The organism is Spirochaeta lutea (assembly GCF_000758165.1).
GTDB lineage: Bacteria > Spirochaetota > Spirochaetia > DSM-27196 > Salinispiraceae > Spirochaeta_D > Spirochaeta_D lutea.
Genome location: NZ_JNUP01000023.1, coordinates 183,771 through 205,488, shown reverse-complemented (window position 1 = coordinate 205,488; position 21,718 = coordinate 183,771). Strand labels below are relative to the sequence as shown.

Sequence of the window (21,718 nt, the reverse complement as noted above, 5' to 3'; positions counted from 1 at the left end):
TGGGTGGTGTCGCCCGGGTGCAATGTTACAATCTTTTGCGCACTAAGTTAACAGTTCAGGAACAGTAATTTCTCGATCCTCCCAGTATGACCAATCCTCCCCGGGTAATTCAGCTGATCTATTGATAGCCCCCCCGCTGCCATGGACAGTAGATTCGGTATGGACCAATCCCAAGAACGTTTTCCTAGAAATATACTCCCCCCCCAGGGCTCGTATATGGGGTGTTTCCATTTGGGCGTCTATCACTACACCTCCCAATCTTGGGAGGATTCTGGTTAGGTATACCAGGGAAAACTTTGAACTGTTCGGTTTCAACGAGACCATAGACTCTCCAGAGAAAACCCTTCCGGTATGAACCCCGTATAAACCTCCCACCAGGCTACCACCCTCCCAAACCTCAATACTATGCGCAACCCCGAGGGTATGTAGATGAACGTAGGCATCGAGCATCTCATCGGTTATCCATGTACCGGTATGGGTACGCGTACTCCGACAAAGACGTATGATCTGCTCGAAGCTATGATCCACGGTAATTCGCCAGGAAGATGACTTCATGTAACGCCTTAGTCTGGATGAGATTCGAAGACTCTCCGGGAAGAGGACAAACCGTGGGTCAGGGCACCACCATAGGAGAGGATCCCCCTGAGAAAACCACGGAAATAATCCTTGTTCGTAGGCAGACAAGAGCACCCCGGGAGAGAGGTTAGCGCCGTAACAAACCGGTGCATCCCTGGACGCAGGCCCGGGATCCGGGAACTGAATTCGTTGATCGGCGGTGAGATAGGGGAAACTATTGTCCATTATAGTCTGCTACCAGGCTATTCTCCCTCACAGATATGGTCACACTTCCGCCATTTTGAAGGTCGCCGTATAAAATCTCATCAATAAACTTTCCACGGATTTCTTCGTCCACTAACCTCTCAACTTCCCGGGCACCGTATTCCCTACTTTTTGTCTTATCAGCGAGAAAATCAAATACCTCATCATCTACGGTTAGAGCAATTTCTTTTGATGCAAGGAGATCGGAGAATTCCTGAACCTCTTTTCGTATAATCCGCAGTAAAATATCGCGATTCAAGTGGGAAAACTGTACAATCTTGTCCAGACGGTTCCTGAATTCCGGACTAAAGGTTAGCTGTACGGCCGAATCAATAGCCTGGGAATCAACCTGCCTATCGCCGAAGCCGATGAGATTCTTACCAATATCCCGGGCTCCGGCATTGGAGGTAAATATGATTGTAATATTTCTAAAATCCGCTTTATGCCCACTGTTATCTGTAAGGGTAGCGTAATCCATTACCTGAAGAAGGACATTAAATATGTCCGGGTGGGCTTTTTCAATCTCATCCAGAAGTAATACTGCATGGGGGTTCCGGCGTATACTCTCGGTTAGCAGGCCGCCCTCATCGTATCCGACATATCCCGGGGGAGAACCAATGAGCCTGCTCACGGTGTGTTTTTCCTGATATTCACTCATATCGAAGCGGATGAGTTCTACGCCCATCTCACCAGCAAGGGCTCGTGCCAACTCGGTTTTTCCGACACCCGTAGGCCCTACAAATAAGAAATTTCCTACCGGTTTGCTTCCCTTTCTAAACCCTGCACGTGACCGCTTCACAGCCTCTGCGACCTGGTGCACTGCATTATCCTGTCCGAAAACCCGTGACAAAAGTCGAGACTCGAGGGTTTTCAACTGTTGCTTTTCAGCTACTGTGACCGATTTTTGTGGGACCTTGGCAATTCTGGCCACTACTTCTTCAACGTCTCCGGTAGAAACCTCAACCCGTCCCAGGCGCTCCCGGGCATTCTCGGATGCTATGGAGTCTTCGGAGTCTGTATCTGCCCCGGGTTCATCTTGACCCTCCGAGGCATTCTTCTTGAAATGCAGTAGGTTTATCCGCGCACCGCATTCATCAATCACATCAATTGCTTTATCCGGCAGATACCGTTCGTTAATGAACTGAGCTGATAGCCGGACTGCCAATTCAAGAGACTGATCCGGATAGGTAACATTATGGTAGTCTTCATATTTTTCACGCAGCCCCTTTAGAATCTCGATGGTCTCCGCTTGGCTTGGTTCTAGCACCTCTATGGCTTGAAATCGCCGGGCAAGAGCATGATCCTTTTCGATGAACTTACGGTACTCCTCCCGGGTTGTAGCGCCAATGATTCGAACCTGCCCGGACGCCAGGGCCGGTTTTAGGAGGTTCCCTGCATCCATTGCACCGCCGCTACCCGCTCCGGCTCCAACAAGCATATGCAACTCATCAATAAACAGTATGACCTTCTTTTTTTTCTCAACAGCCTGCAATACCTTCTTTATTCTCTCCTCAAAATCTCCTCGGTAGCGTGTTCCCGCCACCAATGCTCCAAGATCCAAGGACCAGAGTTCATATTCTTTTAACAGGTCCGGCACCATCTCTCCAGCTATCGCCTGGGCCAACCCCTCGGTTATTGCCGTTTTACCAACCCCAGGGGGGCCAACATGTACCGGGTTATTCTTTAACCGGCGGCACAGCACCTGCATTGTTCGTTCTAAAATATCCGATCTGCCGATGAGGGGTTCATAGGTGCCTTCCGAGGCCCTGTGAACCATATCGGTTGCATACTTACGCAATAATTTCTCAGCTTTGGAAGGGGTGGTTGTGGTCGTCTGACCAGCGTCAAGATCATCCTCCCCGTTCTCGGAGAATTCATCGTCATCACCCTCCAAGAAGTCCTCTTCGGATTCCAAATCATCACCGATTTCACCCGAGTCCCGGTCCTCCATCTCCTGTTCGCTTCTTCCGAGGATATGGGAAATTACATCCAATAAATCTACCCGCTTCACCCCTACCTTTTTCATGTAATACGAGGCGTAACTCTCCTCTTCCTCGAAGAGCGACACGAGGATATCTCCAGTCTCGATGGAATCCTTAGCGCTATGATCAACCCGGAGGAGTGTCCGGTTCATAACCCGTTGGAACGAGAAGGACTGTTCCGGATCGGCACCCTCGGCAATAGGCACCTCTTTCTCAAGGTAATCTTTCAGCAGAATGAGCAACTCGTCAGAATTGCCCCCCGAATAGGTAATTACCTTCCGTGCATAGGGGAAGTGCACCGCAGCATAAAGAATATGCTCCGGGGTCATATACTCATGTTTTTTAATTTTTGCTTCCTGGTAGGCAGCCAGGAGGATATCATTAACTTCTTTGCTAATCTGCATTCCTAAACCTTCTCCACCCTGCATCTCAGGGGGTATTCATGTTCTCGTGCTAACTCTTCAACCTTCTTGGCTCGGCTATAGGCAACATCGTAACTATAGATGCCCACCACACCCTGGCCCTGTTCATGAACAGCTAGCATAATTTTGGTGGCTTCCACTGCATTTTTTTGGAATATCTGTACTAAAACCTGGATTACAAATTCCATGGTAGTAAAATCATCGTTTAATAGAATCACCCGGTATTGATCAGGCGTTTTAATGCGATGTTCTGTTTTCTCTTTTGTTATGTGTTGATCCTGATGCTCCGTACTCACCAAATTCTCCTAAAAAATCAGAGGCGAGAAATACCCAGCCTCATCCCGCCCGGATTTTGTAAGATACCGCACCTCCACCTCAACAGGAAGATACCTTCGTCCGAAATCACTATTCAACCGGCTCCTGTATTCATAAATGTATCGCCCTGGATAGTCATCGGCAAGGATATTTCTAACTCGATTTGCATCCATTATCTCACTCGGCGTAAAAAAGGATCCTCCGGTCTCCCGAACAAGGTAGGCTAATGCGGGGTCGATAGCATTTTCATCACCACTGACCACGGAGAAGGCGACCTCATTGTTGACCATGTATCCTCGGAGTTCTTCGATACCGTAGGTTGAAAAAGCATCCTCCGGGAAGGCTGTGTCCGTGTTCAGATATATGAGGTGGCGAATCCCATCCTGTCGTATGAGGCGGTTTACAGCTAACCGTACCCCAAGATCGAAGGCATCTCGCCCCTGGTATACCAGGGAATCGATCCTTTGCAGCCGGGCTGACCGATCAGAATCCGAGGACTCTAAAACAACCGTAGGTGTTTCTCCTCCGAGAATGAGATCCATGGAGTCCGATCCCTGGAGTGTGGAGAATAAAGACTGTACCTGGCTTTCTATATAGGATTTTACAGGCTCACCCTGGGGATCTTGAAGGGGGGGAAGGATTATTTGAGTACTGATGTACGGCAATTGATACCCCCGACTGATTAATTCCGGATTCTCCACCGGTGAATCGGCCTCGGTTAGGAAAAAGTTGGCTGTATCCAAACCTAACACAGGCCTACCGAGACGATCTTGCACAGAAAAATCAATGGTCACCCTAGGAAAATTATCAGCATTGATCTTATTAATCTGTACATGAATCCCCGAGTAGAGGCCGGAAAGCCGGCTTACAATAGAGACCTGCCGGGAATATGAGTCAGTTATCAGAATATTACCATTGGGATCTATTCCCGACTTAAAAAAGCGTGCATCCTCATCCTGAGCACGGTACACCTCCGAGAGCAGCCGGTTTACCGGATCCCAGCGGTAGATGGTGGTCCTCGTTGTTATTAAAAAGGCAGGTTCCTCTCCAGGGAAGACGGATAATCCCTCCCCATGCTGTAGCCGATCGTCCCGGAAGGTACTTAACACATTTCCGCTTCCGTCTATTTCATATAACACGCCGGTAGACCCTTCTCGGTCGAGGACCCATAACGAATCCTCATACCATAATACGCCATGGAGGCGATTAAATCGTAAAGAAGAAACATCTAACCCGGGAACACCGCCTATACTGAATAAAAATTCACCTTCCAGGGAAAATTTTTGAATTCGTTGGTTTCCGTAGTCGCTTACAAAAATATACCCCTCAGGATCATAGGCTAAAAACTGGGGCCCCATGAGCTGACCCGGTCCGATACCCGGCTCTCCCATTCGCATGATCTCCGCCCCGGAATCGCTATTTATCAGCACAATCTCATCACTTCGAAAACTTGTCACACCAAGAATAGGTTCACTTAGGGAGATTATATCCAGCGGCCCTTGCAGCCCCTGTAGCCCCCCGGTGATACTTCTCCGCAAGGTGCCGTTTGCATCATAGAGCTGGATTGAATTACCGGTAACATTGGCAACCCAGTACCACCCATCGGTACGAATTGCTATCCCGCCAGGAAGCGGCAGCGTCCTTGGTTGTTGGGAGTCTCCCTGGGGTGAACCCAGCTGCGCCGTCCCCCCACCCCCGGGTAATCTAAGGGAAAAACTTGCCAAGGGAAAGAACGCCGTATCCTCGGGTACCTCCCGAACAAAACCTCTCCGTAACTCTAGGGTTTCAATAAGGGATTCTAACGCAATCCCACCGGAACCGGCATCTGAAACCTGTTGCAACTCCCTAAGGGCGGCTTCGTTATATCCTCCCAGGAGATATCCCCTCCCTAACCATGTCCGAGCTAAGGTATCAGCGGAATCAAAACTCAGTGCCTGCTGGAATGAGAGGATGGCGTCATTCACCCTTCCTCGGTGTAACCATAAAACGCCATCCCGGAAGGCACTATCTGCCTGGATTCGATCATAATTAAGATCGGGGAGATTTTGTTCACCTGGAGTATCCTGGGAATATCCGGGAAAGACCACAGCAGCCCATAGAAGGGAAATCTGGAGGAAGAGCATCCCCTTTCTTGAGTACGAAGACCTTGCCTTGGAGTTAACGTTGGGTTTCATTATTACGTTCCATCACTTTCCTAATGTGGTCCCTAATTTCCTGATTTTCCGGCCAAGCCTTCCTGGCGCGACGTAGATGCTCCAGAGCCTCCTTGAAATCACCCATCCGAAAGAGCACCCATCCCAGGGTATCCAGATACGCGGGGTGATCAGGTTTCGCTACCAAAGCCCTGCGAACATAACTGAGGGCGGCCCCAGGCCTAATATTCTCCTCGGCCATTATGAAAGCCAGGGTGTTTAGCACGGTGGGATTTGCGGGATCGATGGCCAACCCTGATTCAAGTTGTTTTATTGCAGCTGCATGTTTTTTTTCTCTATACAAAACATAGCCAAGGGCAGCATGTACCTGAACCGAATCATACCCGTCCTCTATGAGCCGTTGAAGCTCAAATTCAGCCAGTCTATGCCGTTCGGTTAGTGCATAGATATAGGCCAGTATCATCCTGGCTTGGTATACCTGGGCGAAGCCGAGTTCGGAGGTTACGACCTGTTCAAGATACAGCAGGGCTTCCTCGAACTGCTCTAGTTTTGTATAGCATAACCCCAGAAAATAAGAAAGTTCGGCATAATCCCGCTCAGCCACCTTAACGGACCGTAGATTTTCCAATGCCTCCCGGTATTTACCTAACTTGTAAAGCCGTATTCCTTCTCTCATGGAGCCTCCGGGGTTAGCCAATCACCTCTTTTTTTAATGCAAAGGTTGATTCGTAATCCTTATCAATTTCATTGTTGAGAGGATGAAGATGAATCGGACTTATAGAGAGAGCCCCCCGCTTTACCGCATCCCAATCCGAACCGGGATCATCAATATCCTCAATGGGAGAGCCATCAAGGAACCAGTACGTGTCCCCCCGAGGAGCCTTATAGCTTATCATCTTATCATTATACATTCTCCGACAGGGATGGGTTACCTCAAGGGAGGTGAACTCATGAGGAGTATTCGGTCCGTTGATATTCAAAAAATGCTGCTCATCGGCGTGTTTTATAAACACTTCCAGATTCTTCGCTGCGAATTCCGCAATCCCATCAAAATGAAAGGGTTCCCGGTAGCTTACTAACGATAATGCAACCCCGGGGATTCCCATGTAGGCCGCTTGCCGTGCTGCAGCTGCGGTCCCGCTGTAGGTAATGTCAGTACCTAGATTTGGTCCGAGATTTATTCCGGAGAATACGATATCGGGAGGTTGGGGCAATATTCCCAAAACTGCGGTAATTACACAGTCAGCAGGAGAACCCGAAATAGCATATTCCTGGAAAGAAAGTTCCTTTGCTTTGATCGGATCCTTCAGCGTAATGGAATGGGACATACCACTACGCTCTCCATCCGGAGCTATAATCCAAATATCAGATTCTGCTATTCCTGGCCGGGATAACAATGCCTGCTTCATTGCTTTTAGGCCGGGACTAAAGAACCCATCGTCGTTTGTTAATAAAATGGTCATTTCCCCTCCCTGAAATGGTCACTACGCCCCCGGGAATGGGCAGGTCCCACCCTAACCCCAAGGGGAGCATTCAGCGGTCACCCACCAGGAGACCGGTGCACTATCAGTCCCATACTCGGATAGATGGTATGTAATTCCGGATGAAAACCGAAAATACGCTCGTACTCCTCTAGTCTGGTGATAAGCTCCTGGTGAACCTTTGAATCGTAAATGGTTATTGCACAACTGGCAATACCGACCCCGGTCAACCGAGTACAATAGACACCGGGCAGTTCAATGGTATGCTTTGATATCCAGTCCACCTCCGGACAAGATACTTCAAACAGGTCCCGAAGGTCTTCTTGGGATCTGTTTAGAATCTTCCCAGCAAGAGTAAGATTCTGTTCACCGATCATGTGGGACAGTTCGACGAACCGAGCATGCTCATTACTGCCATGAATCGATACCCTTCGTACAGATTCTGAAACAGCCCCAAGGGAAACACGAAAGTCCCGGGTTGTCACGCTCCTCAAATCACCCCCGGGAATTCGTTCTTTTATTACCCGGGTTGCTTCCTGACAGACCTCTATTCTCTCTTCAAGATCCTCTTCGAAATCGCTTTGTGGCACCTGGGTATCTATGAGAAGCATCTGAGTTCCGTTGAACTCGTAGGGAACATAGGTTCTGCTAAAGTTCCGTTGATCAAGTACTAAAAGTTCATGATTTTTTGCGTATAAACTTGTATAGATCTCCAACGGTGAAACATAATTCGAGGAAAAGTTTTTTTGGGCAAATACGACAGCCTGGATCAATTGCTGGTCGGAGATATCAAACCCCATAGCATCAGAAACGGCCCTAGCCAGTGATAGGCAAAGCGCTCCGGAACTAAACAGCCCCTTGTTCTGGGGAATTGTACCCAAAAAGGATATGTTTAGACCCTGAATCGGGCAGCCTGCATTGCTTAACCCCAGCAGCACACCCTTCAGATGATTAGCCCAACGATCCTCTCGCTTGTATTTGAGATTGCTGGTGCTGCTTCTTTTTCGTTCTCCGGGTCCCGGAGAATAAAAACGCAAACTGGAATCATTCCTCAGGCTCACCGCCACCCATGAACGCAGAGGCAGTCCGAACCCAATTGCCATACCAGAGCAAAACTCGGTATGCTCACCTAAGAGAAAGGCGACCCCCGGCGCAGATGCCACAGCAGATGGCTCCTCTCCGAATTCCTCGCGATGTAACTCTATCAACTGGCGCTCCAAAGCGGTCCCCCTGGGAATTTCCTTTCAACTATACTATCTGAAAAGGATCAAGTTAGCAATAAAAACCCTTTTTTCTCATCATCTCTCAGTGTATGATTAGCCAATGCATAGACACATCCTTTCTATTGTTGCATCAGTTATCGTATATGCAGCTTCGATGCCGAATCCGTTGCTACCCTATGGATCTACCCTTATCGGACTCGTCTCCTTAATCCCACTCTTTTTTTCTATACAGGAAATTGATTCGGAACATCTTCCGGGTATGGGAGCTGTTTTCGGTTTTTTATGGAGTATAACCCATTATTATTGGCTCTCGAATTTTGGAAGTTTCAGTATTTGGACCCTCGGCGGAGTCTCGTTGGTGTATACCGCCTATTATGCCGTTTTTTTTCCTCTTCTTGGGAATGCTATAAAGACCAAATCACCCTTTAGAATTTTCTTCATTCCCGCTGTATGGGTATCCTTCGAGTTCCTCCGCTCTATCGGGTACCTTGCGTTTCCTTGGAATCTTACTGGATATTCATTAGCTCCAATCCTTCCCATCATCCAAATAGCCGATGTAGGCGGGGTATTTTTAGTAAGTTATTTCATTGTTCTACTTCAGAGCCTGATATTCTCCACTCTTGATTCATATTATACAAAGCAGGTTGTATCCACCGTGGCCGCACATACCTCAAATCAGAATTCAAGAGCACTACATCTTCGCACATGGATTTTCTGGGTAATACTAGGGGTACTGTTTTGGGGGTACGGTCTGTATCGTATCAATCAACAAAGGGGTATAGAATCAACACAGTTTCTTGATGCAGTACTCATTCAACAGAATCAAGACTCATGGCAACGAGGAAGCGGGGCTGCTGCACTGGAGGATATTCAGAATCTTACCCTCGAATCCCTCCAAAAGCGACCCATGAATTTTTCGTCCTTCCCCTTCCCTGAATACCCATGGAATCCCCATGTTATCACCTGGAGTGAAACGAGCATCCCCTATGTCCTCAACACACTGCTTCGTCATGCGGATGATATCCCCGCTTCAAAACCCTTCAGCCAATTTATCCAGGAGCTCCCCGCCCCATTATTGACCGGAGCACCCCTCAATGCTCCTAATAGCCTAACTGGTCCAAGATACATGAACGGCGCAACCATTCTCTCCACTACGAATGATAAAGGCATAGTATCAGAGGGGCAATACGGCAAACGCCGGCTTATTCCTTTTGCAGAGCATATTCCCTTGGCCGAACTACCTTTCATTTCCAATTTCCTGAAGGACGTAGTAGGCCTTCCATCCTCGGGGTGGGCACACGGCCCGGATTATCAGCCCCTTTCCATCAGGCACAGCAGCGGCCGGATCCTGGCTGGTACACCCATCTGTTTTGAAGATTCATTTTCTCCTGTTACTCGAATACAGACCATTCTCGGCGCGGACTTGTTTATTAATCTAACCAATAATAGTTGGTCAAAAACGATAGCCGCACAAACGCAACACCTAGCCGCCGCCCGGTTCCGCACTATTGAAACACGACGGCCGATGCTCCGCTCCACCAATTCGGGGGTCACAAGCTACATCGATACCACAGGTGACATCAGGTTCACGGCCCCTATGTTTGAGGCACGAGGTGATTCTCTGCGTATAGATATTCAGGACGACCCTGTCATGACATTGCACACCAGATACGGGGATGTATTCTCCATGGTACTCATCTATGTCGTCTGGATTAGCATCCTTCTGCGAAGAGAGCCCACCGTCTCCGTAGATAACCCTTGAGATGCAGTCCTCCACCGCCCACCCCATCTCAGGGCAATAAAAAAACCGCCGGTTTTTCCCGACGGTTTCCCTGAATCCCAGTGATTCTTGTACGGCGTATGACTGAGTAACTCAGCCGTACCGCTGGTATTATTTGATATTGTATTTTTTCTTAAATCGCTCTACACGTCCAGCGGTGTCTACCAGCTGTTGCTTCCCGGTAAAGAATGGGTGGGAAGCACTGGAGATTTCCACCTCAAAAACAGGGTATTCGTTTCCATCTTCGTACTTAACTGTCTTATTACTTGGTACGGTGGACTTGGTTAAAAACATATGTCCTGACGCAAGATCCTTAAATACAACAAAACGATACTCGGGATGTATTCCTTCTTTCATACTCTTCTCCTTGCTCCCCTCCGTACTCGATGAAACCATGCCGGGAAAGAGCGTTTTTTTCATTACTCTCCTGCACCAGTATTCATGGAACGCAGGAAGGCCTCATTATTCTTAGTTTTTTTCATTCTGTCAATCAGAAGTTCCAGTATTTCTATATCGTCCATGGGGTTAATTGCCTTACGGAGAACCCACATTTTGTTAATCTCTTCTTCGGTTAAGAGAAGATCCTCACGTCTGGTACCGGATCGCTTAATATTAATTGCGGGGAACAATCGCCGTTCGGCAAGTTTCCTATCCAAATTAATCTCCATATTACCGGTACCCTTGAACTCTTCAAAAATGACCTCGTCCATTCTACTTCCGGTTTCCACCAGGGCGGTTGCCATTATCGTTAAACTCCCGCCGCCCTCGATATTACGAGCAGCACCAAAAAACCGTTTTGGTTTATGTAAGGCGTTGGAATCAACCCCTCCGGAGAGGATCTTTCCTGATGTGGGAACGGTCTGGTTGTAGGCACGTGCTAATCGGGTAATAGAATCAAGTAATATTACAACATCCCGTCCATGCTCAACCAAACGCCTTGCTTTCTCCAGTACCATCTCTGCTACTTGTACGTGACGTGTTGCCTGCTCATCAAAGGTTGAAGAAATCACCTCGGCATTTACGTTCCGTTGCATATCGGTAACTTCTTCAGGCCGTTCATCGATAAGTAATACGATTAAATAAACTTCGGGCTGATTTTCGGTTATCGCGTTGGCGATTTTTTGCAGAAGAACGGTCTTTCCTGTTCTTGGAGGTGCAACAATTAATCCACGTTGCCCCTTACCGATGGGGCAGAACAGGTTAATCATGCGTGTTGAAGGTTCACCTGATTTTGTTTCCATGTTCAATCTAACATCCGGGTATAGGGGTGTTAGGTTATCAAAGGGGATCCGGCTCTGTGCCACCGAGGGATTATCGTAGTTTACCGATTCCACCCGGAGCATGGCGAAGAATCGTTCGCCCTCCTTCGGAGGCCTTATCTGGCCATACACCGTGTCACCGGTTTTAAGATTAAATAACCGAATCTGACTTGGAGAAATATAAATATCATCCTGGCCGGGTAAGTAGCTGTTCTGGGGCGAGCGCAAAAACCCATATCCATCGGGAAGTATTTCTAAGGAACCATAGGCATAAATAGTGCCGTTTCGTTCCGTATGAGCCTTGAGGATGGCAAAAACAATTTCTTGTTTCTTCAGTATCATCAGGTTATCGTGGCTTATTCCCATCTGGGTAGCTACATTCCTGAGTTCCTTCATACTCATCCAAATCAGCTCATTGATACTAATGGCCTTGCTGTTCGAGGAACCTTGATCTTGATCGAAACCGCCATATTCATTAGCCGTACCGCTAATAATCTGTGAAGCATCGGGGCCCTCATTGGCAGATTCAGATGACTCTTTTAATTCTACCTTTATCTTCTTTTTCCGGCTTTTCTTTCTATGCGAGTCGGAGCCCCTGTTTTGCTTATTGTCATGGTTACCATTGTTCCCATTATCAGAACTAGACTCTGATGAATCAGAACCTTCAGTTGAAGTGTTCCTCTTGGTTGCATAAATCCGTTTCTTGGCAGGTTTTTCCTGATCCTCATCGGATTGCCGATTATTCTGAATATCTTGGTTTCCGGTTAGTTCATCTCCTGATGAAGTATCCTGCTCTTCAGAATCATTCACTACTTCCCCCTCCGGGTCTTTTTCTTGTTGTTCGTCAACATTTCGCTTTCTGCGAATTATAGGCATGGGCTAACTCCACTGAAGTAATTTGCTGATTTGTATTTGGAAGCTTTGATTAGGACTCTCATGTGAGTGGTTTCCTAATACTACTCCTACGGGAACTCCAGGTCAAGATCACCTTTCTACAGCATGGTGAGTAGCTGCTTCATCCCTTCAATTACGGCTTGAGCTTGAATTTCCACTCGTTCTCCCTCAAACCTACAGCGTTGTATGTATTTTTTTTCATCGAGCCACCGGCAGATGGACCCGATATAAACCGTGCCAACAGGTTTTTCCGGCGTTCCGCCGCCAGGACCTGCAATTCCGCTAACAGCCAAGGCTGCATCAATAGGGAATCGCTGTAACAGTCCATGTAATAAAGCATCCACAGTCTCCTCAGAGACAGCACCAGATCCTTGAATAATTTCTGGATCCACTCCTGCAAGAATCTGCTTAGCTGAATTCGAATATACGATCAATCCACCCCAAAAGATTTTTGATGCCCCAGGGGTCCTGGCAATACTGTGCCCGAGAAGTCCGGCAGTACAGGATTCGGCTACCATTAGGGATTTATCAATCTGGCCAAGCCGAATCACTACATCCCTTGAAAGCTCATCAATCTGTTTTTCAAATCGAGCCTTCATACCTACCTGATTATTCTCTTGGTTTTAATGACTGCTTTAAATCTTCCACAGGTGTAGCGAAAATATCAACCGAATCACTACGGTCGATCATCTCACACCTACCTTCAAACACCACTCCATCCAAGATTCGGATTTTGGCAGCCCTAATATTTCCCTGCATGGATGCGGTCTCCAGCAATTCTACCCTTTCAGTAGCTGAAATATTTCCTCGGACCGTACCCGCGACTACTATATTCGTCCCTAGGATTTCTGCCTCAACAACAGCTCCCTGGGCGATATACAAAAAGCCATCAGCCACCACAGTACCGCTTACAGTACCCTCAATTCTCATGGAAGAAGAAAATCGTAGGGTGCCGGATAACACGGCATTTTTTCCAATTCTCGTGACGGTATGTTGTAATGCTGAAGTATCAAAGGATGTTGCCATAAAATTCCATATGTTTTAGTACTCTAAGGGCTTTCATAACGCGTAATTATAGGGAAGCACAGCTATTTTGTTTTCATAACAAACACACCATCCCAATCTTCAGGTGGTGGATTATCAATATAATGCTTACAGCGGGCATAATACACCTTGGAAGGCCCATCCTCCGGGTCAACCTCCAGGGCGCGTGCAAACAATTTTTTTGCATCCTCGAATTGCATAAGCTTATAAAAACGCCTGCCTTGTGCGAAAAAATCTAAAACCTGGCGCTTTTCTTCGCTTATCATTTAGTAACCTCGTTGAGATTCCTCGCTTTTTCTTTGTAGGCTTTGAAATGCTTTTCGTATTTCCGCTCGAGACTCTCTACGCTCAACTCATCTTCTTTCATCTGGTCACCCTGAGCCAATAAATCACTAATTTGTTCCTCAAGGCCGCTGATGGTAGCAAGAGTCTCCTCAGATTCTGATTTTACCATATCGACAAAGGCTTCAACCGCCTTCTCATCATCAGTCTTAAGGGTTTTTGCTGCGTCAAGCAGGTCCTGCACCGGCTGTTTAACATGTTTGGTAAAAAACACCAGGGACTTGTTCAAACTTTCAACCAGAGAAATTCTCTTTTCCCGCTTCAACACCTGCTGGGTTAGGTCTCTACTGCGCAAAACAGCCTTAATCCGGGCTAATACCTCAGAGAAGTTAAAGGGCTTGGTGATGTAATCCTCAACCCCGAGTTCGAACCCCTCGATCTTGTCTTTGACATCATCCATGGCAGAAAACATAATAACCGGTACATCTCTGAAATCCTCGTATCCCGGATCAGTTTTCAATGCTTTGGTTACTTCCCATCCCGAAAGTCGGGGCATGATATTGTCCAAAATTATCAGATCGGGATGAACGGTTTTTACCATCTGTAAGGCTTCTTCACCGTCCTCGGCTCGCTCAACCTGGAACCCAAGCTTAGAAAGCATAACATCAAAAAAATCGAGGTTTATCTGTTCATCGTCAACAATTAAGATTTTTTCTTTTTGCACCCGTATATCCCTCAGATTTTATTTTCACCCACATCCGTACGGATGTCAACGTGGTTATTGTAACTCGGAGTATAATCCTCCGACTAGTTAGGAGTTCCTGTATAATCGCTACAATACCTTATAGCATCATAGAGCTTAATCTCTCAGGCTCCATACGGCATCCTTCAGATCTTTACCGGGGCGGAAATTTACAACACCATGGTTTTCTACACTCACTGTTTGTCCGGTCTTTGGATTTCGAGCCCTATCACGGCCTTTTCTGGTTTTCACTTCAAAGGTTCCGAAACCGCGAAATTCTATTATTTTATCTTGTCCCAATGAATCTTTTAGCTGTTGGAGAAAAAGGTCGATTATGGAGTGTATTTGCTTTTTTGTCAGACCTGAGGTCTCCGAAATTGATTCAACTATTTCTGCTTTGGTTAGCTTACCGCCATGCACCGAGCACCTCCTTAGCGAAAGAAACGTACGATATCACCGCCACTGGCACGCATAATACGCACCAGTGGTGATACCATTACGCTAAAGAGTTCAGCTTTTTTGCTAAACGCGACTTTTTCCGAGCGACAGTATTTTTATGGAGAATACCGCGCTGACATGCTGTATCGAGAAATTTTTTGACTGAATCGAATTCTTTTTCAGCCTCATCCTTCTTTTTCGAATCTACCAATGAAGTAAATCTCCGGACAACAGTACGGATTTCACTTTTTGCCTTTCTGTTACGCATCCGCCGTTCAATACTCTGGCGATGCCGTTTCTCAGCTGATTTTTTGTTAGCCAAGGATCAACCTCCGTGGTCATTTGATCTAAGATAGTGGCCAACGCTACCAGATAAGTCTTTTACTGTCAATACTTAAGAGACTTAACTAGGGGTACCTACTTTTCATTTTTTACAAGAATGTTTAGAGTAGTCGTCATTCTAATCTCTTTCAAAGGAGCCAATCGTGGGTGTTTTATTTCTGACACTGGTGGTGTTCCGTCTTTGTATTTGGCAGCTTCAACTCATGGTGCTAAAGGTATTTGCTAACCGTTCGCTCAAAAAAAATATACATAATCTAACCGTAGGCTACGCCCAAAATTTGTTAAAACTCGCTGAATGTTATCTCGGATTAAAACTTGTATTCAACTACAATGGACATAGACGAAATTTGAATTCCTTTGTAGCTGATCATGAATCAGAAATCGGAACACAATTCATGGTGATTTCAAATCACCAAAGTCTCATAGACATTATAGCAGTAATCGTAGCCTTCCCGAGAATTCAAACCCGCTTCGTGGCAAAAAAGGAGCTGGGCAAATGGTTTCCCGCTGCGAGCTTCGTGTTACGGGAAGGGGGACATGCCCTTATCGATCGGAAAAAAAATCTTCAGAAGACTGCTGCAGATCTTAAATCCTTCGCCCGTAGATCATACACCCAAGGGTATTCCCCTATTATCTTCCCTGAAGGGACCCGAAGCACGACCGGAGAACTTGGGGCATTTAATGCAGGCGCCGCGCGGATACTCATGAACAGTATTTCACTTCCCGTGGTTGTGCTCGCGGTAGATGGTGGCAGCCAGGCTTCCCATCTCCTCAAATTACGGCGCGGTTCCAAGATTATTTACACCGTTACCCCGGTATCAACCCATCCCCCCGTGTCCGGAAAAAAAGAGATTACAAGGCTGCTAACCTCAGCCAGAGACAAGATCAGTGAACAGCTCTCCAGCAGGACTCATGGATGCTAAAGACCTATTCTGCCCTTGCCCCCTATCTAAAGCGTCATCGACTCAGCTACCTCTTCGGCCTCATAAGCCTCATCATTACCAGTGGGGGCCAACTTTTTATTCCTCAGTACATAAAGCGCATGGTTGATACAATAGCCCAGGGCTCATTCTCACCCGCCGACCTCATGAGGCCCCTGGTGTTCATGGTACTACTTGCCTTAGTTATCGGTATCGGCCGGTTTGGCTGGAGGTTCTGGCTTCATGGTGCAGCCCGTCGTATTGAAACCGAACTACGTGCCGACCTTTTCTCACACATGACGCTGTTGGGCGATTCTTATTACCAAAATCATAACACCGGCGACTTGATGGCCCGGGGCACCCATGATCTTCACCAGATCAGAATGGCTACCAGTATGGGTTTGGTTGCGTTTTTCGACGGGGTATTCATGACCATTGCGATTCTCGTGATCATGCTTGAGCAGAACAGCGAATTGGCATTATTTACCATCATTCCGCTTCCTTTTATAACGGTTTTAGTTCTCGGACTAGGCAAGGCTATTGGTTCTCTATTCAGAGCAGTACAAGAGAGTTTTTCTCGACTAAGCGGTCAAAGTCAGGAGACCTTTGCAAACCTCAAGCTGATTCAAGGCTTTGTAAAAGAGCAGTACTTTATAAAACGATTTGCCGATGCAAACGATCAATACCAGATTCAGAATCTCCGTCTTATTCAGGTATGGGGATTCTTATTCCCCTTGGTAACATTTTTATCCGGGTTAACTACCCTCATCCTCCTTTGGGTAGGTGGAGGAAAGGTGATTTCCGGCTCCCTGTCACCAGGAGAATTTGTCGCCACCCTGAATTACCTTCAGATGCTCATCTGGCCGATGTTAGGGGCTGGTTTTACCGTTAATCTTCTTCAAAGGGGGAAGACAAGCCTCATACGAGTGCAAGAAATCATGAATGCAGCCCCCGAGTTCACAACCGATGAGGGATTGCTTGACGAATGCAAACCATTTTCCCAGAGCATGGTGTTGTCCAAGGTCTGTGCAGAGTACAACGAGACGCGGGTACTCTCGGATATTTCAGTGTCGATTAACGCTGGTGAAACCCTCGGGGTTCTCGGACCGACAGGATCTGGAAAGACCACCCTCATCCGCCTGCTTCTCAGATTGGTAGAACCATGTGATGGCGAGATTACGATAGATTCGACTCCTTACGGCAATGTTGAGCCCCGCTCCCTCCGAAAACGCTTTGGGTATGTTTCCCAGGATAGTTTTTTATTCTCAGATAGCATTCGCAATAATATACTCTTTTCCCTGGGTGAAGAACGTGGTTCGGTGAGTGAAGAGCATATCAATAAGATCATAGCGATCTCCGGGCTTCAACAGGATCTTGACCAGTTTCCGGAGGGTATTGAAACCCAAATCGGTGAACGCGGCATTTCCGTCTCCGGGGGGCAAAAACAACGCATAGCCATAGCCCGAGGGCTCATGAGCAACCCCGACATCCTCATACTAGATGATAGCCTCAGTGCGGTAGACGCCCAGACAGAAGAACATATTCTTTCCCACATAATGGCTATCCGCAGAGGAAAAACAACCATTATGATCAGTCATCGTGTAAACGCCTTGCGCCTCAGCGATACAATCATCGTGCTTGAGCAGGGTACCATTACTCACCAGGGGTCACATGCTGAACTCCTCAGGAAGGATTGTTACTATCGAGATATTTATAATCTCCAGCAGTCAGAAGATGATACCGAGGCTCAGCTATGAAGGATTCCGCTCTCTTTACCCGACTACTATCCTATCTTAGGCCCTACTGGAAGATAGCTACTCTAGCTCTTGTTTCATTGATCATCGCGACCGTGGCGGAACTGTTTATCCCGGTCCTCCTTCAGTCCGCTATTGATGAGGATTTATATCCACAATACGATGCTCTTACGGTACCCAGTGAAAGAAATGCCGAAGATATTCTTAGAAAAATAGAGAATGCCGGTCGTACTTCTCAACAGAAAATGTACAATCTAGGGTCCCACATCCTTATACCCAGAAAAGATGTAGAATTACTGGCCGGTTGGGGTGATTTTTCTCTGGCCCCAGACCTCTCAGATGGCGACCAAATTCTGCGGCAGGTAATTCCTATTACATTATCCGAGGAAACCGAGGAAATAATAGAGCTGTATGGGTTACAAACAATTGGAACCGTCTCAGATAACCGTGGAATCTTGCTTGAAGCATTGGAATCCCTTCCGGAAGAAGCTGTAACACTATTACGGCGTCAGGACCATATAAATCTGAGGTCAAAGGTCTTCCTGTTATTGGGATTATTGGTAATCAATTTACTATTTACCTTCGGGCAGGTCTATTTTACCGCAAAGTCCGGGCAGTACGTCATGAAAGACCTCCGGATTCAGCTCTTTTCACATGTTACTAAACAACGCCTGGGGGCACTTCAAACCATCCCTGTGGGCACTCTTGTCAGCCGGGTTACCAATGATGTCGAGACGATCAATGAATTATTCACCTCGGTCCTGACCAGTCTGCTAAAGGATATTTCGTTGATGGTGGGGGTTGTTACGACCCTACTCCTTATGGACCGAGAGCTTGGCCTTATTACAATTGCTACTCTGCCACCGGTTCTGGTATTAACCCTACTTTTTCGTCGGAAGGCTCGATCCGCCTACCGGAATGTTCGACATTGGGTCTCCGAGGTCACCCGGTTTTTATCGGAGCATATCGCCGGAATGTCCGTAATTCACGCGTTCGTACAGGAGCAATGGGCACGGTCAATCTTTAATAAAAAGAACAACTCCCTGCTTGGTGCAAACCTGTCAGAGATGTATGTATTTTCAGTATTCCGTCCATCGGTAGATTTTCTTTCAACCCTCTCCACTGGTGCCAGCATCTTTTTTGGAGCGCTGCTATTTCTCAACGGCATGGTCAGCCTGGGAATATTAGTCGCCTTTGTTAATCTTGTTGGCCGGTTTTACCAGCCCGTGATGGATATGTCAGAAAAATTCACCATTCTTCAATCAGCGTTATCCGGGGGAGAACGGGTATTCAGCTTCCTGGATCAAAAAGATGAGATTCAGGACTCCGGTACACCCATAAACCCTTCAGGAATCGCGGGGGCAATACGCTTCGAAAACGTCTGCTTCTCCTATAAGCCTGATGAACCTGTGCTGAAAAACCTAAGCTTTTCCGTATCCCCCGGTCAACGGATTGCAGTGGTGGGGCACACCGGTGCGGGAAAAACCACCATTGCAAACCTGATGACCAGGATGTGGGATATAGATTCCGGAACAATCTGGCTTGACGGTGTTCCTCTGCAAAACTACCAACTTTCATCGCTACGCAGAGCCATCCAGCCGATTCAGCAAGATATCAGCCTGTTTAACGATACCATTAGAAATAATCTCCTACTGGGAAATACGGTGGACGACGCGACCCTCTGGAACATCCTTGAGACGGTACAAGCAAAGGATTTCATCGAAAGGCTCCCTCATGGACTCGACACGGTTCTCAGCGAAGGAGCAACAAATCTCTCAACCGGTCAGCGGCAACTCCTGGCATTCGGCCGTATCCTGGTTCAGGATCCACGAGTGATTATCCTAGACGAAGCCACTGCTAACATTGATTCAGAGACCGAACTCCGCATCCAACAGGCCCTGAACTCCCTTTTGCAGAACCGAACCAGCATACTCATCGCTCACCGGCTATCAACTATTAAGGATGCTGATCATATTCTTGTTCTCGCCAAGGGCTCCATAGCCGAGGAAGGAACGCATGAGTCGCTTCTGAACCAAAAAGGCCTATACAGTAATTTGTATAAACTACAGTTTAAGGAGTAACTAGTGGGCAAAAGCGTTGTACCCTTGCCCATTGGTATGCCAGATCCGGTGCCGCCCCAGGGTAACCCCGCCATATCGGTGTAGTTTGCAGCATATTCCAGACTATCTCAGGAGTAACCATCCTCATGCTACTCCAATAAACCGATGCTCATCCATTGTCTCTTTTGTGTATCATACTTCACCTCCGAAGTTGGTACAGAAATACATCTTCCATCTCCGCTAAATACGAGTAATCGTTTTGCAAGGATGTTCACCTCACCTATTCGGTAACGAAACTCCCCGGAGTATAACCACTGCCCTTCATTCGGCAATCCTCGACGCTCTTCTTGATAAACATCGTATTCGTAGGCTAGACAGCATAACAATCTGCCACAGGGGCCGGAAATTTTGGTTGAGTTGAGGGACAAGCTTTGAATCTTTGCCATCTTGATAGATACAGGCTGCAAATTATCCGAGACCTGATTACAGCAGAGACAGCGCCCGCACACTCCGCGCCCCCCCACCATCCTGGACTCATCACGGACTCCAATCTGACGAAGTTCAATTCTCGCATGGAAAATACCAACGAGGTCACGCACCAAATTCCTGAAATCAACTCTCCGTTCAGAGGTAAAAAAGAATAAGATTTTATGCTCACCCAACAAATAATGCGCGGAGACGAGCTTCATTTCTAGATTATGTTCTTCAACCTTCTTTCGAAATACCTCTTCTGCATTCTCCTCTTTCTCTTGGAAAGACTCATACTCTTTAATATCCTGTTCACTAGCAATCCGTACAAAGGTTAGGGATTCTTCGTTGTTTCGGTCACAGTAAGCCGGGCCGAGAATCGTACCGATATCTAGACCATATTTACTTTGCACAACTATTCTAACACCCCGGGAAAACTCTATCCCATCCTCGGGGCGCAATACGAACCCTTCACTTGTATGATCAAGCTTTGCAAGCCAACAGTTGACTGCTTTTTGCTGATTCTCTGATAGTGAAGCACATGGACCACATCGTTCTTCCATCCGCTTCTCCTGGTTTGGTTTCTGTAAATTTGATTATAGAGGATTGTTGATAAAAATCAATGTTTCACTGGAGAAGATCAAAGAGCATTCCGTTTATCTCTTCGATCTGAGCTAATATCTGAAGATTCCCACGCTGTTCTTGGAGAATACCAAGTGCAAGTTTTTCTAGCCTCTGATCAACGAGCTTAATAACGGTGTATTTTTTTTGGTCGACCAAGGATCGATGACCAAGATTATCTTCCGCACGGTAGGTACGTTTTGCAATTACCTTCAAAAAATCGGAGACTGCCCTCCGGTACAGGGCGAGATTTTCTCTGCTTGGATATTTTGCCAAGGCATCGCCATGGGTATGAATGGTATCGATTGTCCCAGAAAGCCAAGCATCAAGAGAAGGAGCTGCCTGTATGGAAGCTTTTAATTCCGAAGGTAATAAATCAAAGGATTCTAATTCATGCTCGTCCGGACGAGAAACGAGGGAAAAAAAACCCGACTTTTTCCGCGTCTCACCCTTCTTTTTTGTCTTCTTTTCCGTCTCATGGGGTACATCTGGCCGGAATAAAAACTGCCCAGGACCCCCATCAATTCTCTCCATGACAAACACCCTCCCGGAAAACCGGTTATAGCACGCAAAAGGTTGTAACTCTTCACCCCGACGACACCACCCATGGGTCGAATTCTCGGTTGCTCCGCTATATCTGGCGTAGTTTACAACCTTTTGCGCACTAAGAAAAGTTTTTGATCACTAAGCCAATTGAAAATTTATATGCAAGTGGAATG

At 47.0% G+C, this 21,718-nt stretch carries 21 protein-coding genes; 4 read left to right on the top strand and 17 right to left on the bottom strand.

Translation table 11 applies throughout. From position 1 onward, the window contains the following. Positions 1–42 precede the first annotated feature (42 nt). The 7 genes from aat to DC28_RS03035 all read right to left on the bottom strand — a co-directional run bounded on the left by aat (position 43) and on the right by DC28_RS03035 (position 8,392). On the bottom strand, positions 43–801 hold the full coding sequence (gene aat, locus DC28_RS15140) for a leucyl/phenylalanyl-tRNA--protein transferase (protein ID WP_081941849.1): 759 nt from the start codon (positions 799–801) through the stop codon (positions 43–45). After that, positions 791–3,205 carry an ATP-dependent Clp protease ATP-binding subunit ClpA gene (gene clpA, locus DC28_RS03060; protein ID WP_037545638.1) on the bottom strand — a complete coding sequence of 805 codons (2,415 nt, stop codon included), beginning with the start codon at positions 3,203–3,205 and terminating at the stop codon, positions 791–793. Before clpA ends, aat begins: the two co-directional genes overlap by 11 nt. Positions 3,206–3,207: 2 nt before the next feature. Continuing rightward, positions 3,208–3,519: an ATP-dependent Clp protease adapter ClpS gene (gene clpS, locus DC28_RS03055; RefSeq protein WP_037545635.1), complete on the bottom strand. Its 312-nt coding sequence runs from the start codon at positions 3,517–3,519 to the stop codon at positions 3,208–3,210. A gap of 9 nt (positions 3,520–3,528) precedes the next feature. After that, positions 3,529–5,712: an NHL repeat-containing protein gene (locus DC28_RS03050; RefSeq protein ID WP_156104553.1), complete on the bottom strand. Its 2,184-nt coding sequence runs from the start codon at positions 5,710–5,712 to the stop codon at positions 3,529–3,531. Further along, positions 5,696–6,367, bottom strand: coding sequence for a tetratricopeptide repeat protein (locus tag DC28_RS03045; protein ID WP_037545632.1), 672 nt, complete (start codon positions 6,365–6,367; stop codon positions 5,696–5,698). The genes DC28_RS03050 and DC28_RS03045 overlap by 17 nt, the downstream gene beginning before the upstream one ends. Positions 6,368–6,380: 13 nt before the next feature. Beyond that, complete coding sequence (surE, locus tag DC28_RS03040; protein ID WP_037545630.1) at positions 6,381–7,154, bottom strand: 5'/3'-nucleotidase SurE; 774 nt, start codon at positions 7,152–7,154, stop codon at positions 6,381–6,383. 77 nt (positions 7,155–7,231) lie between these two features. Continuing rightward, the gene (locus DC28_RS03035) at positions 7,232–8,392 is read right to left on the bottom strand and encodes a galactokinase (RefSeq protein WP_052078376.1); all 1,161 of its coding nucleotides are present in this window, start codon (positions 8,390–8,392) and stop codon (positions 7,232–7,234) included. 103 nt (positions 8,393–8,495) lie between these two features. On the opposite strand from DC28_RS03035, the gene lnt reads away from it, so the two are divergent. After that, positions 8,496–10,157 (top strand): apolipoprotein N-acyltransferase, encoded by a 1,662-nt coding sequence (lnt, locus tag DC28_RS03030; protein WP_081941846.1) that lies wholly within the window; start codon positions 8,496–8,498, stop codon positions 10,155–10,157. Positions 10,158–10,286: 129 nt separating this feature from the next. Here lnt and DC28_RS03025 read toward each other — a convergent pair whose 3' ends face one another. The 8 genes from DC28_RS03025 to rpsT all read right to left on the bottom strand — a co-directional run bounded on the left by DC28_RS03025 (position 10,287) and on the right by rpsT (position 15,156). Then, positions 10,287–10,532, bottom strand: a complete 246-nt coding sequence (locus DC28_RS03025; RefSeq protein ID WP_037545801.1) for a type B 50S ribosomal protein L31 — start codon at positions 10,530–10,532, stop codon at positions 10,287–10,289. Between the two features lie 62 nt (positions 10,533–10,594). Beyond that, the gene (rho, locus tag DC28_RS03020; RefSeq protein WP_408020224.1) at positions 10,595–12,244 is read right to left on the bottom strand and encodes a transcription termination factor Rho; all 1,650 of its coding nucleotides are present in this window, start codon (positions 12,242–12,244) and stop codon (positions 10,595–10,597) included. Between the two features lie 182 nt (positions 12,245–12,426). Next, positions 12,427–12,927: a CinA family protein gene (locus tag DC28_RS03015; RefSeq protein WP_052078375.1), complete on the bottom strand. Its 501-nt coding sequence runs from the start codon at positions 12,925–12,927 to the stop codon at positions 12,427–12,429. A 10-nt stretch (positions 12,928–12,937) separates the two neighbouring features. Beyond that, on the bottom strand, positions 12,938–13,354 hold the full coding sequence (locus tag DC28_RS03010; RefSeq protein WP_037545623.1) for a bactofilin family protein: 417 nt from the start codon (positions 13,352–13,354) through the stop codon (positions 12,938–12,940). A gap of 62 nt (positions 13,355–13,416) precedes the next feature. Continuing rightward, on the bottom strand, positions 13,417–13,638 hold the full coding sequence (locus DC28_RS03005; protein ID WP_037545621.1) for a tetratricopeptide repeat protein: 222 nt from the start codon (positions 13,636–13,638) through the stop codon (positions 13,417–13,419). Then, entirely contained in the window at positions 13,635–14,378 is a 744-nt protein-coding gene (locus tag DC28_RS03000) for a response regulator transcription factor (protein WP_037545619.1), read from the bottom strand. The genes DC28_RS03005 and DC28_RS03000 overlap by 4 nt, the downstream gene beginning before the upstream one ends. A gap of 135 nt (positions 14,379–14,513) precedes the next feature. Then, on the bottom strand, positions 14,514–14,816 hold the full coding sequence (locus DC28_RS02995; RefSeq protein ID WP_037545616.1) for an HU family DNA-binding protein: 303 nt from the start codon (positions 14,814–14,816) through the stop codon (positions 14,514–14,516). A gap of 76 nt (positions 14,817–14,892) precedes the next feature. Next, entirely contained in the window at positions 14,893–15,156 is a 264-nt protein-coding gene (rpsT, locus tag DC28_RS02990) for a 30S ribosomal protein S20 (protein WP_037545607.1), read from the bottom strand. 163 nt (positions 15,157–15,319) lie between these two features. On the opposite strand from rpsT, the gene DC28_RS15135 reads away from it, so the two are divergent. From DC28_RS15135 to DC28_RS02975, 3 genes are read left to right on the top strand one after another with little or no spacing between them, the layout of a single operon-like run. Then, positions 15,320–16,099, top strand: coding sequence for a lysophospholipid acyltransferase family protein (locus tag DC28_RS15135; protein ID WP_052078374.1), 780 nt, complete (start codon positions 15,320–15,322; stop codon positions 16,097–16,099). Next, entirely contained in the window at positions 16,093–17,853 is a 1,761-nt protein-coding gene (locus DC28_RS02980) for an ABC transporter ATP-binding protein (RefSeq protein WP_037545605.1), read from the top strand. The genes DC28_RS15135 and DC28_RS02980 overlap by 7 nt, the downstream gene beginning before the upstream one ends. Beyond that, positions 17,850–19,931, top strand: a complete 2,082-nt coding sequence (locus tag DC28_RS02975) for an ABC transporter ATP-binding protein (protein ID WP_037545603.1) — start codon at positions 17,850–17,852, stop codon at positions 19,929–19,931. Before DC28_RS02980 ends, DC28_RS02975 begins: the two co-directional genes overlap by 4 nt. Before the next feature lie 128 nt (positions 19,932–20,059). Here DC28_RS02975 and DC28_RS02970 read toward each other — a convergent pair whose 3' ends face one another. Then, positions 20,060–20,941, bottom strand: a complete 882-nt coding sequence (locus tag DC28_RS02970) for a PSP1 domain-containing protein (RefSeq protein WP_037545600.1) — start codon at positions 20,939–20,941, stop codon at positions 20,060–20,062. A 64-nt stretch (positions 20,942–21,005) separates the two neighbouring features. After that, positions 21,006–21,533, bottom strand: coding sequence for a YaaR family protein (locus DC28_RS02965; RefSeq protein WP_037545598.1), 528 nt, complete (start codon positions 21,531–21,533; stop codon positions 21,006–21,008). Positions 21,534–21,718 lie beyond the last annotated feature (185 nt).